This is a genomic window from Sediminibacterium sp. FW305-C-49, from assembly GCF_058231085.1.
Genome location: NZ_JBIQXS010000002.1, coordinates 1,124,181 through 1,140,231, shown reverse-complemented (window position 1 = coordinate 1,140,231; position 16,051 = coordinate 1,124,181). Strand labels below are relative to the sequence as shown.

Here is a 16,051-nt window from a genome sequence, read left to right as displayed (position 1 = left end):
ACATTTTATAGTAAACTCATGCGAACGGCTTCTTCAAAACTATGTGGAGCATAACCGAGCTCGTTCATGGCTTTATCAATCTTCAAGCCTGATTTTTTTGCTCTTTTTACGGGTTCTGGAAAATCAGCCGAAGTAACAGGGATAATATGTTTTGGATCGAGTTCCATCAATTTGGCAACCGTTAAAGCCATTTCATAGGGAGAAAGAATATCTTTTCCCGCCAGATGATATACCCCCTGCTTTTTAAACATTAATATTTGTTCTATTCCCGTGCAAAGATCATACACATAGGTGGGTGTTCGCTGTTGATCGGTTACTACCTGAATGGTTTCACCCGCATTCAATTTATTTTTTACCCATTGAATAAAACTCGGTCGCTGACCTTCCCAAACGGGTCCATAAATAAACACAGGTCTGATAATTGTGTTGCTTACCCCGCTTTCCTGTACCAGTTTTTCAGCCATGAGTTTACTTTCGCCATAAAAATTCATTGGTGCTGGCACATCATCTTCACTATGTGGCCCATTTTCACCAAAAATAAAATCTGTTGACAAATGGATAAAATGAATAGGAAAATGACGGCTGGCTTCCAGCAAATACCTGGTTACTTCCACATTTTGCTGCAAACATTCATCCCGGTTACGATCACATTCATCGGGTTTACTCATGGCTGCTGTATGAATAACAACATCAGGATTTACCAGATCAAATACCTTCAATACTGAACGAACACTTGTTAGTTCTATGTTATGATAAGTAAGCTGATTATGAACCGCAATCCTTTGCGGTCCTCGTCCAAGTGCATAAACTTCAAACCCTTTATCAGCAAGTGATATACATAAATGCTGACCAGTAAAGCCATTAGCACCTGTTACCATGATTTTCATACGGCAAGTTTACTAAAATGTAATCAGATCACGCTATTGGCAATTGACCTCAATTGCTTATTTTTGAAACTCCGTGTAGCTGATACACATATTGTTATACGTTCAATGTCGAAAGACCTATTGCATAAAAGAAAGAAGAACTGCCTAAAGAAATGTCTGCTAAAAAAGTAACAAAAATAGGGGTACTCACATCAGGAGGCGACTCGCCCGGTATGAATGCCGCCGTAAGAGCTGTTGTCAGAACGGGAAATTACCATGGTTTGGAGGTATATGGTGTCATGCGTGGCTATAGTGGCATGATTGAAGACGATATTTTCAAAATGGATTCCCGCTCAGTTGCCAATATCATCCAGCGTGGAGGAACTATTCTCAAAACAGCCCGAAGCAAAGAGTTTTTCGAGCCGGAAGGCCGTGCCAAAGCCTACGAAAATTTAAAGAAAAGAGGCATTGACGGACTCGTCATCATTGGAGGCGACGGCAGCTTCCGGGGTGCACAGAAATTCAGTAATGAATTCGATATCCCCTGTATCGGGCTACCCGGCACCATTGATAAGGATATTGCAGGAAGTGATTTCACCATTGGTTTTGACACCGCCGTGAATACTGCCGTGGAAGCCATTGATAAAATACGTGACACTGCCGATGCACACGATCGTTTATTTATTGTGGAAGTAATGGGACGCGATGCCGGTTATATCGCTTTACACAGTGGTATTGCTACCGGCGCCGAAAACATCCTGATCCCCGAAACCAAAACCGATATTGAAGAACTCATCAGCTCACTTACAGAAAAAGAGAAAAGAAAAAAACTCGTTAACCTCATCGTTGTAGCTGAAGGTGATGAATATGGAGGTGCCAATGAAGTAGCAGAAATTATTAAAAAAAGATTACCCAATGCTGATACCAGGGTTTGTATACTCGGACATATCCAGCGCGGTGGTTCGCCTACCTGTCTTGATAGACTCATCGCCAGCAGAATGGGGTATCATGCAGTAGAATGTTTGCTCACCGGACGATTCAATGTAATGGTGGGAATACTCAATAATAAGATGAATTATATACCCTTAGACAATGCCATTAAAGCGAAACAGAAAATTTCAGAAGACTGGCTTAAAATCGTCAAAATACTGGCAAGTTGATTTGTGTGGGCAACACAATCAATACAGGATCGTAAACCAATAAACACAACTCCACACAATGTCAAAAAATCTCGACAAGTACCTGCACAAGAACATGGACAAGCAGGCAGGATTGGAACACGTGAATCATAAAACCAAGATCGTTGCTACCGTTGGTCCTGCATGCGATAGTTATGAACAATTACTGGCATTGGTAAAAGCTGGTGTGAATGTATTCAGGCTGAATTTTTCACATGGCAGCCACGAAGACAAACAACGTATCATTGAACATATCCGCAACATCAATAAAACACAACCGTATAATATTTCCATTCTTGGCGATTTACAGGGGCCTAAACTGAGAGTAGGTGAAATTGAGAACAATGCACTGGATGTAAAAGTGGGCGATATTCTCACATTTACCAATGAAAAATGCATTGGTAATCTTGAAAAGATTTATGTTTCATATCCCAATCTTGCCGGAGACGTGATTATTGGAAATATCATCATGATTGATGATGGTAAAATTGAAGTAAAAGTAGTCAGCATTGAAAAAAATGGTGATGTAAAAGTGGTGGTAACACTTGGTGGCATCTTATCATCTAAAAAAGGTATCAACTTACCTGACACAAAAATTTCTTTGCCGGCATTAACAGAAAAAGATCTGATTGATCTTGATTTTATTATTGAACAGCAACTCGACTGGGTGGCTTTGAGTTTTGTGCGCAGCGTAAAAGATATCGTGATATTGAGGAGCAAGCTCACAGAAAAGAAAAGCAAGACCAAGATCATTGCAAAAATTGAAAAACCCGAAGCACTGGTAAATATCCGTGATATCATTATTGAAAGTGATGGTATTATGGTGGCTCGTGGTGATCTGGGGGTAGAATTACCGGTTGAGCAGATTCCATTGATACAGAAAGAACTGATTCGCAAATGTATTCACCGTGCCAAACCCGTTATTGTGGCAACACAGATGATGGAGAGTATGATTGACCGGGTAAAACCCAACAGAAGCGAGATTACAGATGTGGCCAATGCCGTTTTGGAAGGAGCCGACGCTGTAATGCTGAGTGGTGAAACTGCCGCAGGTAACCATCCGGCACTGGTAGTAGAAACCATGCGCAAGATTATTCTGGAAGTAGAGAAAAAAGAATATCGTTATAACCGCTCAGAAGACCTTAAACCGCAACCACATTCGCCATCTTTCCACAGCGATGCCATTTGTTACAATGCATGTAAAATATCGGAAGATGTATCAGCACAGGCACTTGTTGGTATGACCCAAAGTGGTTACACGGCATTTATGCTCAGTAGTTACAGACCCTCTTCCCCACTCTATATTTTTACCAAAGAGAAATCGCTCGTAAACCAGTTAAGTCTGAGCTGGGGTGTTCGTGCATTTTATTATGCGGAAGAAGACAGTCTGGATGATATCATTTTCGACCAGATCAATATTCTTAAAGAGAGAGGTTTTTTACAAACAGGCGATGTTGTAGTGAATACAGGTTCTACTCCGGTTGACCAGCATTTACCAACGAATATTATTAAACTTACCAAAGTACTTTAATCTTCATCTCCACATAATTTGGTATATAAAGATTCCCACTTGGGAATCTTTTTTTATATTGGTTGTCAATGCTAATCAATAATCTGAACGCTTTATTATCTTTTAATCATTGTAATACATGCACATTATTGCAATTAAAAGACAAAATTACCCAGACTAAGCCGGGTAATAGCCTAATAAATGCAGGTTTTTGCGTTTTTTAAAATAATACATGTATTTTCGTAAAGCTAAAATTATGTCAAACATGGTCGATTCTTTTGAGAAGATTCCGGTTAAAATCTTTCCTGGTTCAAAGGACGGTTCAAAATATGTAGCACAGGAAATTGCAGCATTAATACGCGAAAAACAGCAACAGGGAAAGCCATGTATATTAGGCCTTGCTACTGGTTCTACTCCCATCAGTATGTATGCTGAACTGGTGCGTTTACACAGAGAGGAAGGGTTAAGTTTTGCCAATGTCATCAGTTTCAACCTCGACGAATACTACCCGATTGAAAAAGACGCATTCCAGAGTTATTGGAGTTTTATGCATCGCCACCTGTTTAACCATGTAGATATAGATCCGAAGAATATATATATCCCAAACGGACTATGGCCAAAAGATGAAATTAAACAACACTGTGCCGCTTATGACCAGTTGATAGAAGACCTTGGAGGTATAGACTTACAGGTGTTGGGTATTGGTAATAACGGACATATTGGTTTTAACGAACCCGGATCCAGCATACACTCAAAAACAAGATTGGTTAACCTCGATAATACAACAAGGATTGCCAATGCGTATGAATTCCAGAATATTTCCAAAGTGCCCCGCCTCGCTGTTACCATGGGTATCAGTGTCATCATGAAAGCAAAGCGTATATTACTGATGGGCTGGGGAATGAAAGGAAAAATCATTGCCCGTTCAGTGGAAGGCGATGTAACAGAACAGGTACCTGCCAGTATTCTCCAGCAACACGATAACTGTACATTCATTATCGACGACGCTGCGTCTTCTGAACTTACCCGTATTAAATCACCCTGGTTAACGGGAGATTGTGAGTGGACTCCTAAAATGATCAAACGTGCCGTTATTAACCTGGCACTTAAACTCAATAAATCTGTTTTAAGTCTAACCGAACACGACTACAATGAAAATGGATTATCAGATCTGATTGTGGAGAAAGGTGAAGCATATGAAATCAATCTACAGGTATTTTATATGCTGAGAGACAGTCTTACAGGCTGGCCCGGTGGTAAAGCCAACGCGATAATACCAGCCCACCCTGAAAGAAGTACCCCTTATCCCAAAAAATGCCTGATTTTCTCCCCGCACCCTGATGATGATATCATTAGTATGGGTGGAACATTTATGCGTTTGCACGATCAGGGGCATGAAGTACACGTAGCCTACCAAACCAGCGGAAACATTGCAGTAGCTGACGAATTTGTCACACGTTTTATCGATTTCGCTGTGGGCTTTGAAGATATGTTTGGCATTGACAATAAAAAGAGTCAAGACATTTTAAAAGCCGCCCGCAGCTTTATTGGAGGAAAACAAAAAAATCAGCGCGATACCAATGAAATAAGGGCTATTAAAGGACTGATTCGTCGTTGCGAAGCCAAAGCTACCTGTCGTTATGTGGGTCTTACTGATGATCGTTGTCATTTTATGAACCTGCCATTTTATGAAACAGGTACTGTTGAGAAAAATCCAATGGGTGAGGCTGATATTGAAATCACCATCGCACTATTGCGTAAACTTCAGCCACAACAGATCTACTGTGCCGGTGATCTCGCCGATCCGCATGGAACACATAAAGTTTGCCTGGATATCATTTTTGAAAGTCTTCGCCGCATTAAAGCTGCCGGCGATAACTGGGTCAACGATTGCTGGGTTTGGTTGTATAAGGGTGCATGGCAGGAATGGGATATTGCAGAAATAGAAATGGCTATCCCTATGAGTCCCGATCAGGTCATGAAGAAACGTTTTGGTATTTTCATACACCAGTCGCAAAAAGACATGGTTCCTTTTCAGGGCAGTGATAGCCGCGAATTCTGGCAGCGGGCTGAAGAGAGGAATTCAAACACGGCCAACTTGTATGCCGCTCTGGGCATGACCAAATACGCAGCCATGGAAGCTTTTGTTCGCTGGCATTATTAATAGAAATTTACCGTTGTTGTAAAACCTCCGTTTTTAAACAAAGCGGAGGTTTTATATTTGCCGGATGCAGGAAAAGGCGCAAAAAGACGTAACCTATAAATCGGGCTGGCAGGAAGCCTGGGCAAATGCCATTTTCAGAAGAAAGTTTATCATCAGTGCCATCCTTCTGTCCATTATTATTTTTTCACTTCCCTCCTTTTTTCATTATATCGAAAAAAGAGAAGGTGCCTACCTGCACGATCTTATTTTACAGGCTATTCCTGCAGCCGACGTTTCCATTCCTACATTCCTGATCATCTGGAGTATCAGTGCTCTTGTAATTGTTCGAATGATACAGAACCCCGCATTTGCCCTGCTGATGTTGTCTTCTTTTACCCTGTTATGCATAGCCAGGATGGTGAGTATTACGATGGTTCCGCTTGATCCGCCGGATGGGTTAATCAGACTCAATGATCCACTGACCAGCATGGTATATGGAGGAAAGGATAAATTCATGACCAAAGACCTGTTTTTCTCCGGTCATACTTCGAATATGTTCCTGATGTGTCTCTGTCTAACAAAAAAAACAGATAAATACCTGGCACTGCTGGCTACACTGGCCGTAGGTATACTGGTATTGGTGCAACATGTTCATTACACAATTGATGTAGTGGCTGCTTTCTTTTTTACATACATCGTATACCGGGTAAGTAAAATCAGCAGCATTTATTAAAATGCTTCCGCCAGTTGGAAATAGAAGCCACTGTTTTGGCCCTTTCCTATTCCATAGTCAATCCGCAGGTTGAGTTTCTCCGATGCGTTCAATGCATACCTTAGTCCGCCACCGAATGAATATTTCAGGTTACTGAAATTTAATTCCCCCATTTCATGTGCTACATTACCCAAACCTGCAAAAGCCACCAGACCAATTCGTTTGTACACATGTCTCCGGTATTCGCCCTGTATCACAAATTGTTGAAGATCACGAAAACGTCCCTGGTAATATCCACGCATCGTATTATCGCCACCAAAAGCTGCCTGGCTGCGCAATGGAACTGATTTTCCAATATTGCCAAATAACCATGCTTGTGTAGCAAAAACAGCATCCCTTCCTGCCGGCATGTATTTACGTATATCAACTACAATATTGGTATAAGGAAACTGAGAACCAGTTAGTTTACTGAAATGGTTAAAATAAGTTTGTGCAAAGAAACCTTTATCAGGGTAAAAAGCATGGTTGCGGCTATCATAAGTAAGACTTAATCCCAATCCGGATACATAATAATCATACCTGCCTACTACCTGTTGCTGATCGAACAGTCCTCCGGGTTTGTAATCAATATCCCATACACGCTGGTATTCATATAAAAGTCCTGCAAATAAACGGGGTGCTATTTTTTTCATGAAATGCAGGTATACATACATCTGTTTGAATGAATAGTCTTCCTCTGCACCATCTGTTGTATTTTTCCCCATTCCCCAGAATTTATCGGGAAAAGAGCTGAAAGAGACCTGTTCATTTAATATCCAGTTCTCATTTCTGAGGTATTGGGTACCCCGAACTGAGCTCACCAATTGTTTACGCAATGAATAAAGCGCCCCCATCTGGATGCTGGAAGTGCGGGAAAGGGTATCTTTTGCCGAGGCCCGGAATGTATAAGATGCAGCTCCCCCAAAAGCCCAGCTCGTTTCAATGGAGCGAGTCATGGCCGGAAAAACAACCAGTTTTGGTTTGGCTTGAGAAGAATCCTGCGACATTACTGTGGAAAAACAGGGCAAAAGCAAGGTAGAGAGGCATAAACGCCTGATGCAACGTGTCATATAAATGCAAAATAAGCCGTTGGTACCATTATAAATGGGAAATCTGGTCATAATTTGCTTATTTTTGCTTGTTTTATAGGCCCTGATACTTTACAATTTTGTAATAAATAATTAACATTACAGTTATATACTAAACGAACCGGATCAGAATGAAAAAATGGGACAGTCATTTTAAGCTTGGCGATACGGTAACCCCCGAGCAACTGGATTTTTTTGATAAGCATGGTGTGATCGTGTTTCGCAACTTTCTGGATAAAGAAAAAGTGGCCACGTACATCGGTGAACTTCAGCGACTGGAAAAACAGTGGCTGGATGAAAAGAAAGATAAAATCAATGGTATTCCGCTCAAATTCGGAAAAGACGACCAGGGCAATACTACCATTCAACGTTTATGCTTTAGTTCACTGTATAGCAACCCTCTCCATGACCTTTTGGGCGATGAGCGTCTGAAAGCATTAACTGCATTTTTACAACCCTATGAGGGCCGTATTGCAGAAAATGAAAAAGACGGGTTGGTCATCAACAACTATATCAATACACCGAACAGCACATTTACACAAATGGGCTGGCATACAGATAGCCCCCGTGACCTGTTCATGGGACAAAAAATTATGCCGATGCTCAACGTAGGTATTCATCTTGATACCTGTATGTTTGAGAACGGCGGTTTGCGTGTACTACCCGGCACACACAAACAAGGCATGTTTAAACTGTTGTTTGGCAAAAAATATTTCATCGACAACAATGATGATGCAAGAGAAGTTGGGTTTGATATTTACTCAGGTGATTTATCGGTACACGACGGCCGTTTATGGCACCGTGTAAAACAGTCGCCCAAATTTGGAGAGGAAAGCCGCAGAAGGGTAATGTATGTACCGATCGTTACAGGTAAATACAAGCCGAAAGACGAAAACAGTAAAACACCTTTCTATCACAGATTTACCGGGAAAGTTCACCACTAATAGACAGAGAAAATATTATTTTTAAAAGGTCAACTTATGTTGACCTTTTTCATTCAAACCTATTGTCATCATGAAATATGCATTGATTACAGGTGCCAGCAAAGGAATCGGCAAAGCCATCGCAGAAGAACTGGCTGCAAGACAGGTACATCTGCTGTTGGTAGCCCGAGATGCCCGCCTGCTGGAAGAACTGACGCAAACATTAAAACAGCAGTACCATATCGAAGCACATTTTCTGGCGCTTGATCTTGCTCTCCCCCATGCGGTAACCACTTTAAACAGTTGGATTGAAACCAACCTGTTTAAGGTGAATATACTGGTGAACAATGCCGGCTACGGATTAAGTGGTCCGTTTACAGATTATACCACGGAAGAACACAAAGCCATGATGCAGGTGAACATGACGGTACCTGTAGAGCTTACCGGAACACTTTTACCACAACTAAAGACAAACCAGCCATCTTATATTTTAAACATCGTGAGTTCGGCTGCTTATCAGTCTGTTCCTGGGTTAACCACTTATGCCGCCAGTAAATCTTTTATGCTGAGTTTTAGTCGTGGACTTCGTTATGAACTGAGGAACAAAGGGGTTTCGGTAACGGCAGTGAGTCCGGGATCAACCGACACAGGTTTTGCTGCAAGGGCCAAAGTGGGTGCAAAAGGATTAAGAGCTGCCGAAAAGGTAAATATGACCCCAAAAGCAGTAGCTTCTATTGCTGTAAAAGCCATGTATGCCAAAAAAGCGGAAGTGATAACCGGTTTTATTAACCAGTTAGGGGCTTTTCTGGTTTGGCTTTTCCCCAAAAAACTGGCTGAAAAAACAGCGGCTGGCATTTATGAATTGGATTGATTTTTTGAAAAAAGCGCTTTAGCTTTTTGAAAATAATCTGACAAGGCTTATATTTGCACCCCGATTGAGGAATCGACCTTAATCATACAATCGGCTGCGTAGCTCAACTGAATAGAGCATCTGACTACGGATCAGAAGGTTTCAGGTTTGAATCCTGACGCGGTCACACAGAAAGAAAGAGTTAACTACAATGGTTAACTCTTTTTTTATGCACTAACCCAATCAACATAATAGTAAAGACGGCCGGGCTAAAAAAAAGAGACTGCCTTGGTAAGGCAGTCTCTAGGTTGGTTTACATGAAGGGTTATTGAAATTTTTATCTTTCTTTTATTTTCATCAGTTGTACCACTTTACGTCTGTTACCTTGAATAAATTCAGCGAAATAAGTTCCACTATGGTAGCTATGTCCAATTTGTATGGTAGCATTTGATCCAAGTTTAACCCTGCTGTCAATTACCCTGCCTGATACATCCAATACTCTCATGTTCACCGGCTGATCGTATTTACTTTCCAGCTTCAGCGTGAAATGTGTGCTTGTCGGATTCGGCATTACGGTAACTTTTAATTCTTCTTCTGTGCTTGCTTTCGCAGACTCGTCAGATACAATTTTAGCAGTTTGCTTATTCGCTGTTACAGCTGTTACAGGTGGTTCAGCGCAAGCTGTCATGGCACATGTTCCCAGTCTGTCGCCTGAATGCTGACCAATATGGGTAGCTACAGCGTTTACACTGATCTCCAATGTCTGCGGATTGTTGTTGTTACCCGGAGGTAAATGACAGATGTACACTTTAGCCGGGCTACCCTTTAATCCGGTTCCAGGCACTCTGATGTCTTTCACACAGATGGTAATACTGCAGGTTGAAGTACATCCGAAATTATTAGTAACAGTAACCGTGAATGTATAGTTACCTGCTGCTGTTGGCGTGAATACTGGCGCTGCAGCAGTTGTACCACTCAACATTTGTATTGCATTACCACTCCACTGGTAAGTATAGCTACTACCACCCGTTGCTGCTACATTCAATACCGTACTTTGAGCACCGTAACCCAGGTAGATATTCTTAGGATTACCACCTGTATATACATTACTCGTTGGCACTGAAGTGATAGAACAGCTTGGTAATTGCCCCACTACCGTTACTATTGCTGTTTTGGTTGCGGTATTACCATTCACATCTGTTACGGTAAGTGCTACTGTATTTATTCCAATATTATTACAGTTGAAGCTGGCAGGTGAAACAGTCATGGTAGCGATTCCACAATTATCCAATGAACCGTCGTTCACCTGAGCCGCAGTTACAGAAGCTGCACCGTTTACTAAAGTAACCGTAACAGACTTAGTAATTACTGTTGGCTTAATATTATCCTGAACCGTTACCGTTGCATTGGCTGTTGATGTATTTCCGTGAATATCAGTAACCGTTAAGACAACTGTATTTGCACCCACATTACTACAATCGAAATTCAGCTTACTCAATGTTACACTAGCGATACCACAATTATCGGTTGAGCCATTGTTAATCTGTGCAGGTGTAACAGAAGCTTGTCCGTTAGCCGCCAACTCAATAACAATATTACGTGCTACTACTACCGGTAATTCTGTATCATTTACTACAACCGTTTGTGTTGCAGTAGCTGTATTGCCATGTACATCTGTTACTGTCCAGGTAACCGTTGTGGTTCCTACCGGGAATACAGATGGCGCATCATTGGTAACCGAAGCTACTCCGCAATTATCTCCCGTAACAGGTGTACCTAAATTCACTGTTCCTGTACAAAGTCCGGCGGTATTATTGCTCTGTACATTCTCAGGTGCTGTAATGGTGGGTCGCTCAGTATCTGTTATCACCACAGTCTGTGATACAGTAGCTGTATTTCCATGTATATCTGTTACTGTCCATGTAACAACCGTTGTACCTACGGGGAATGCTGCAGGTGCATCATTTTCAACAGATGCAACTCCACAATTATCGCCCGTAACAGGTGTACCTAAGTTCACAGTTCCTGTGCAAAGTCCGGCGGTATTATTGCCCTGAACATTTGCAGGTGCTGTAATGGTTGGCTTCTCATTATCTGCAATCACTACGGTTTGTGTTGCAGTAGTACTATTACCATGTACATCTGTTATAGTCCAGGTAACAACCGTTGTACCCACAGGGAATACAGATGGTGCATTATTGTCAACAGATGCCACTCCGCAATTATCTGCTGTAACCGGTGTACCGAGTGTTACAGTTCCTGTGCAAAGTCCGGCGGTATTATTGCCCTGAACATTTGCAGGTGCTGCAATGGTTGGCTTCTCATTATCTGCAATCACTACGGTTTGTGTTGCAGTAGCACTATTACCATGCACATCTGTTACAGTCCAGGTAACAACCGTTGTACCCACAGGGAATACAGATGGTGCATCATTGTCAACAGATGCCACTCCGCAATTATCCGCTGTAACCGGTGTACCGAGTGTTACAGTTCCTGTGCAAAGTCCGGCGGTATTATTACCCTGAACATTTGCAGGTGCTGTAATGGTCGGATTTTGATTATCCACTACTGTTACAGTGAATGAACAGCTTGAACTTCCAACTGCGTTTGTAGCTGTAGCTACAACAGTTGTTGTACCTACAGGGAAGTTGGCTCCTGATACCACCGGAGTACCATTAGTCGTATAAACAATAGTAGATGCCGGAATACCCACAGTTTCTGTTGCAGCGAAATTCACATTGGCTGCACATGTACCTGCCGCTGCGTTCACTGTAATGTTGGCCGGACAGGTAATTACCGGTGCCACACCAACTACCGTTACTGTAAATGAGCACTGCGTTGATAACCCTGCTCCATCAGTAACACGATAAGTAACTGTTGTGGTACCGATTGGGAAAGTTGATCCGCTGGCAAGTCCTGCAGTTCTTACTGTTGTGGCACCACTACAATTATCTGTACCTACAGGTGTAGCATAAGTTACAAGGGCGCCAGCGGCACTGGTAGCAGTAACATTGATATTTGCAGGACAACTAATTACAGGTGCTGTTATATCTTTCTTATCTACTGAAATAGTACAGGTACTTTCATTACCTGCTGCATCCGTAACAGTAAAGGCAACAATCATTGAACCCTTATCATTCACCACTGACCCTGCTGCCGGACTTTGTGTGATTACCAAAGAACCTGCAGGCGTACAATTATCGCTCACCGTTAACAGACTTCTGTAATCCGGTAAAGTTGCTTTACAAGTCGCATCCAGATTCAGTGTTTGATTTGGGGGACATGTAATGCTTGGTTTAACAGCATCAGCAATGGTTACTATTACAGGACTTGATTGAGGTGAACTACATGGAAGACTAGTTCTGGCGAGAGTATAGATACCAGAAACTGCTGCAGTATAATTGCTAGATGTTGCACCAGGAATTTCTACACCATCTTTGTACCATTGGTATCTTAGACCAAAGCCAGATGGAGCACTCAAAGTAACTGTATAACCCGGACAAACATTGGTACCTCCCACAGGTGCAGTAATGGAAGGTGTAGGCAAATTAGGGGTAGAAACAGTAGTCGTAGAAATACCGCCACATTCATTTTTGTAAGTGATCGTAGTTACTCCTGCACTCACTGATGTTACCAATCCTGTATGGGCATCAATGGTAGCAACGGCGGGATTACTACTGCTCCATAAACCACCGGGTATGGAATTGGATAAAGTACTTGTAGATCCAATACAGATATAAGTTAAACCGGTAATGGGTGCTGTAGGTGCACTGTAACTGGTACAAGTACCTGTATTCGTAGAACCGGATGCCGTCCAATTCGAATTGGCACCTGTTAGGGCAAAATCATTGAGTTGCCCATCTCTTCCATTTCCACTCGCATCTACAAGTGTAGTTACCGAACTATTATTAGCATCAATAAATCCTTGGTTAAAACGATAGTATTGCTGTAAACCTGTTAATCCTGATGGATTTAATTCACAATTCATACTATTATTAATTTCTCCTTCACACAAAACCCTACTCCAAATACGCACTTCATCAACGGTTATATTTCCGAAACGACCCGTATTATGTCTTACATCTTTTCCGATATGAATAACAGAGTTTGCATTGTTTACAATACCAGTTGTAACCGCTGGCCCTGTAGCTTCCAATATGCCATCAACATAAAACTTGGTTCCAAATTCACTTGCTACACCAACATAATGATGCCAACCACCAGCTTTGATAGGTACGGTAGCACCTCTCCAGGTTCCTGCATCATTTACTAAAAAGTCAATTCCACCTGTTGTGTTCGGATGCATGAGCCAAACGTTGGTAGACATATTGTCTACACCAGCAGTTGCCTGTCCCATAACTGAGCCATAAGGCATAATAGCATCAGGCGTATTCATCCAGAATTCAACTGTTAATTCTTTTCCGAAAGTCCTGAATGGATTATTAATCGCTACATAATCATTCACACCATCTGTATGAAGGGCTGTTGCAGGAATTGCCAGAACAGTCACATTTACAGTAGCCGTATTGCTGCAACCCGAAGCATTGAAACCGGTAACGGTATACACACCACTGGCTGCAGTAGTTGCACCTGTTATTACAGGATGCTGCACCGAACTGGTAAACCCATTAGGTCCGGTCCAGCTATAAGTAGTGGCTCCGTTAGAAGATAATTGCAAATTACTACCGGCTGTTATCGGACTATTTGAACTGGCTGTTACTGTTGGTTTTGGATTCACAGTTACAGTTCTGTTAGCAGTAGATACACAACCCGCAGGACTCGTAACCGTCACACTGTATGTTGTTGTAGCAGTCGGAGATACATTAATAGCTGCTGTAGTTGCACCCGTATTCCATAAATAGGCAACTCCACCTGATGCGGTAAGTATTGTTGAACCTCCCGAACAAATCGTATTGGTACCAGCAACGCTTGCAACAGGTAATGCATTCACGGTTAAAGTAGCCGTAGATACAGCACCACACTCTGTAGTATAAGTGATTGTAGTCGTACCGACACTAACGGTAGTCACTTGACCTGTAGTATTATTTATAGTTGCTACTCCCGTATTACTACTTGTCCATCTGCCACCGTCATTCGCATTTGTCAATGTAGTATTGCTACCAATACAAAGAGACATATTACCCGCTATAGGTGCTATTGGAGCTGTATATGGAGAACAATTGGCAGTACTGACAAAGCCTGACTGTACCCAGTTTGAATTGTTTCCTGTTAATGCAAAACCACTGAGTGTTCCATGACGGTTATTGCCACTCAGGTCTGTCAAAGTTGTTTCAGTTGAATTATTGGCACCTACAAAACCCTGATTAAAACGGTAATATTCCTGTAAACCATTCTGTCCCGCAGGATTCAATTCACAGTTTTTATTATTGATAATTTCATCCTCACAAAGCGCACGGCTCCATATCCTTACTTCATCAATAGACATGTCTGCAAAACGGAGGTTGGTATGTCTTGGGTCTTTACCAATCTGTATGATGGAATTGGCATTATTCAGGATACCGGTACTGATACCAGGCCCTGTTACCTCCAATACACCATCTACATAGAATTTAGTACCAAACTCACTCGCCACACCTACATAATGATGCCAGCCTCCCACTCTGATAGGTACAGTTACTTGTCTCCATGTTCCGGCATCATTCACATAAAAGTCAAGTTTTGTACGGCCAATATCCGGATGCATCAACCATACATCAGTAGTCATACCATCCACATTCAATGAAGACTGACCCATCACAGAACCCTGGGCCAATATACCCGTAGGTGAATTCATCCAGAATTCTACTGTAATGGCTTTACCAAATGACCTGAATGGATTATTGATCGTTACATGATCATCCACACCATCTGTTTTTAATGCAGTAGCAGGATTTGACAACACAGTTACATTTACAGAAGCAGTATTGGTGCAACCACTAGCATTTGTACCTGTTACCGTATAAGTACCACTGGCAGTTGATGTTGGACTATTAATAATAGGATTCTGCAGTGAACTACTAAATCCATTTGGTCCAGACCATGTATAAGTAACCGCACCAGAAGCAGATAACTGCAAATTACCTCCTGGATTTACCGGACTATTTGAACTGGCCGATACTGTTGGTTTGGGAATCACTGTGACTGTTCGGTTAGCTGTAGATGTACAACCAGCCGCACTAGTCGCTGTAACACTGTACGTGGTTGTTGTAGTCGGAGATACATTAATAGCTGCTGTAGTTGCACCAGTATTCCATAAATAAGTAGCACCACCTGATGCAGTAAGTACTGTTGAACCTCCCGAACAAATCGTATTGGTACCAGCAACGCTTGCAACAGGTAATGCATTCACGGTTAAGGTAGCCGTAGATACAGCACCACACTCTGTGGTATAAGTGATCGTAGTCGTACCGACACTAACGGTAGTCACTTGACCTGTAGTATTATTTATAGTTGCTACTCCCGTATTACTACTTGTCCATCTGCCACCGTCATTCGCATTTGTCAATGTAGTATTGCTACCAATACAAAGAGACATATTACCCACTATAGGTGCTATTGGAGCTACATATGGAGCACAATTGGCAGTACTGACAAAGCCTGACTGTAACCAGTTTGAATTGTTTCCTGTTAATGCAAAACCACTGAGTGTTCCATGACGGTTATTACCACTCAGGTCTGTCAAAGTTGTTTCAGTTGAATTATTGGCACCTACAAAACCCTGATTAAAACGGTAATATTCCTG

General features: G+C 42.0%; 9 protein-coding genes and 1 tRNA gene. 7 read left to right on the top strand and 3 right to left on the bottom strand.

Annotated elements, in window-relative coordinates; genetic code table 11:
- Positions 1-5: 5 nt before the first annotated feature.
- A complete protein-coding gene (locus ACH3Z1_RS12425) occupies positions 6-887 on the bottom strand; it encodes an SDR family oxidoreductase (RefSeq protein ID WP_490822295.1) in 882 nt (293 codons plus the stop codon).
- 152 nt (positions 888-1,039) lie between these two features.
- Here ACH3Z1_RS12425 and pfkA point away from each other — a divergent pair, with 152 nt between their 5' ends.
- The 4 genes from pfkA to ACH3Z1_RS12405 all read left to right on the top strand — a co-directional run bounded on the left by pfkA (position 1,040) and on the right by ACH3Z1_RS12405 (position 6,430).
- Positions 1,040-2,026: a 6-phosphofructokinase gene (pfkA, locus tag ACH3Z1_RS12420; protein ID WP_490822294.1), complete on the top strand. Its 987-nt coding sequence runs from the start codon at positions 1,040-1,042 to the stop codon at positions 2,024-2,026.
- A 58-nt stretch (positions 2,027-2,084) separates the two neighbouring features.
- Complete coding sequence (pyk, locus tag ACH3Z1_RS12415; protein WP_490822293.1) at positions 2,085-3,575, top strand: pyruvate kinase; 1,491 nt, start codon at positions 2,085-2,087, stop codon at positions 3,573-3,575.
- Positions 3,576-3,810: 235 nt separating this feature from the next.
- Positions 3,811-5,718 carry a glucosamine-6-phosphate deaminase gene (gene nagB / locus ACH3Z1_RS12410; protein ID WP_490822292.1) on the top strand — a complete coding sequence of 636 codons (1,908 nt, stop codon included), beginning with the start codon at positions 3,811-3,813 and terminating at the stop codon, positions 5,716-5,718.
- A 64-nt stretch (positions 5,719-5,782) separates the two neighbouring features.
- Positions 5,783-6,430 carry a phosphatase PAP2-related protein gene (locus ACH3Z1_RS12405; RefSeq protein WP_490822291.1) on the top strand — a complete coding sequence of 216 codons (648 nt, stop codon included), beginning with the start codon at positions 5,783-5,785 and terminating at the stop codon, positions 6,428-6,430.
- Here the strand turns inward: ACH3Z1_RS12405 and ACH3Z1_RS12400 are convergent.
- Positions 6,427-7,569, bottom strand: coding sequence for a BamA/TamA family outer membrane protein (locus tag ACH3Z1_RS12400; protein WP_490822290.1), 1,143 nt, complete (start codon positions 7,567-7,569; stop codon positions 6,427-6,429). The two genes, ACH3Z1_RS12405 and ACH3Z1_RS12400, sit on opposite strands and share 4 nt — an antisense overlap.
- Positions 7,570-7,667: 98 nt before the next feature.
- Here ACH3Z1_RS12400 and ACH3Z1_RS12395 point away from each other — a divergent pair, with 98 nt between their 5' ends.
- From ACH3Z1_RS12395 to ACH3Z1_RS12385, 3 genes are all read left to right on the top strand, one after another.
- Positions 7,668-8,480, top strand: a complete 813-nt coding sequence (locus tag ACH3Z1_RS12395; protein WP_490822289.1) for a phytanoyl-CoA dioxygenase family protein — start codon at positions 7,668-7,670, stop codon at positions 8,478-8,480.
- Between the two features lie 70 nt (positions 8,481-8,550).
- Complete coding sequence (locus tag ACH3Z1_RS12390) at positions 8,551-9,330, top strand: SDR family NAD(P)-dependent oxidoreductase (RefSeq protein ID WP_490822288.1); 780 nt, start codon at positions 8,551-8,553, stop codon at positions 9,328-9,330.
- Positions 9,331-9,422: 92 nt separating this feature from the next.
- Positions 9,423-9,496: transfer RNA gene (locus tag ACH3Z1_RS12385), tRNA-Arg, on the top strand.
- Between the two features lie 150 nt (positions 9,497-9,646).
- Here the strand turns inward: ACH3Z1_RS12385 and ACH3Z1_RS12380 are convergent.
- A partial coding sequence (locus tag ACH3Z1_RS12380) for an HYR domain-containing protein (protein WP_490822287.1) occupies positions 9,647-16,051 on the bottom strand: 6,405 nt, incomplete at its 5' end.

What these genes read in the sequence shown, in the direction of transcription:
- ACH3Z1_RS12395 (WP_490822289.1), top strand. Translation starts at nt 7,668, where the DNA reads ATGAAAAAATGGGACAGTCATTTTAAGCTTGGCGATACGGTAACCCCC.
- pfkA (WP_490822294.1), top strand. Translation starts at nt 1,040, where the DNA reads ATGTCTGCTAAAAAAGTAACAAAAATAGGGGTACTCACATCAGGAGGC.
- ACH3Z1_RS12425 (WP_490822295.1), bottom strand. Translation starts at nt 887, where the DNA reads ATGAAAATCATGGTAACAGGTGCTAATGGCTTTACTGGTCAGCATTTA.
- ACH3Z1_RS12400 (WP_490822290.1), bottom strand. Translation starts at nt 7,569, where the DNA reads ATGACCAGATTTCCCATTTATAATGGTACCAACGGCTTATTTTGCATT.
- pyk (WP_490822293.1), top strand. Translation starts at nt 2,085, where the DNA reads ATGTCAAAAAATCTCGACAAGTACCTGCACAAGAACATGGACAAGCAG.
- ACH3Z1_RS12390 (WP_490822288.1), top strand. Translation starts at nt 8,551, where the DNA reads ATGAAATATGCATTGATTACAGGTGCCAGCAAAGGAATCGGCAAAGCC.
- nagB (WP_490822292.1), top strand. Translation starts at nt 3,811, where the DNA reads ATGTCAAACATGGTCGATTCTTTTGAGAAGATTCCGGTTAAAATCTTT.
- ACH3Z1_RS12405 (WP_490822291.1), top strand. Translation starts at nt 5,783, where the DNA reads ATGCAGGAAAAGGCGCAAAAAGACGTAACCTATAAATCGGGCTGGCAG.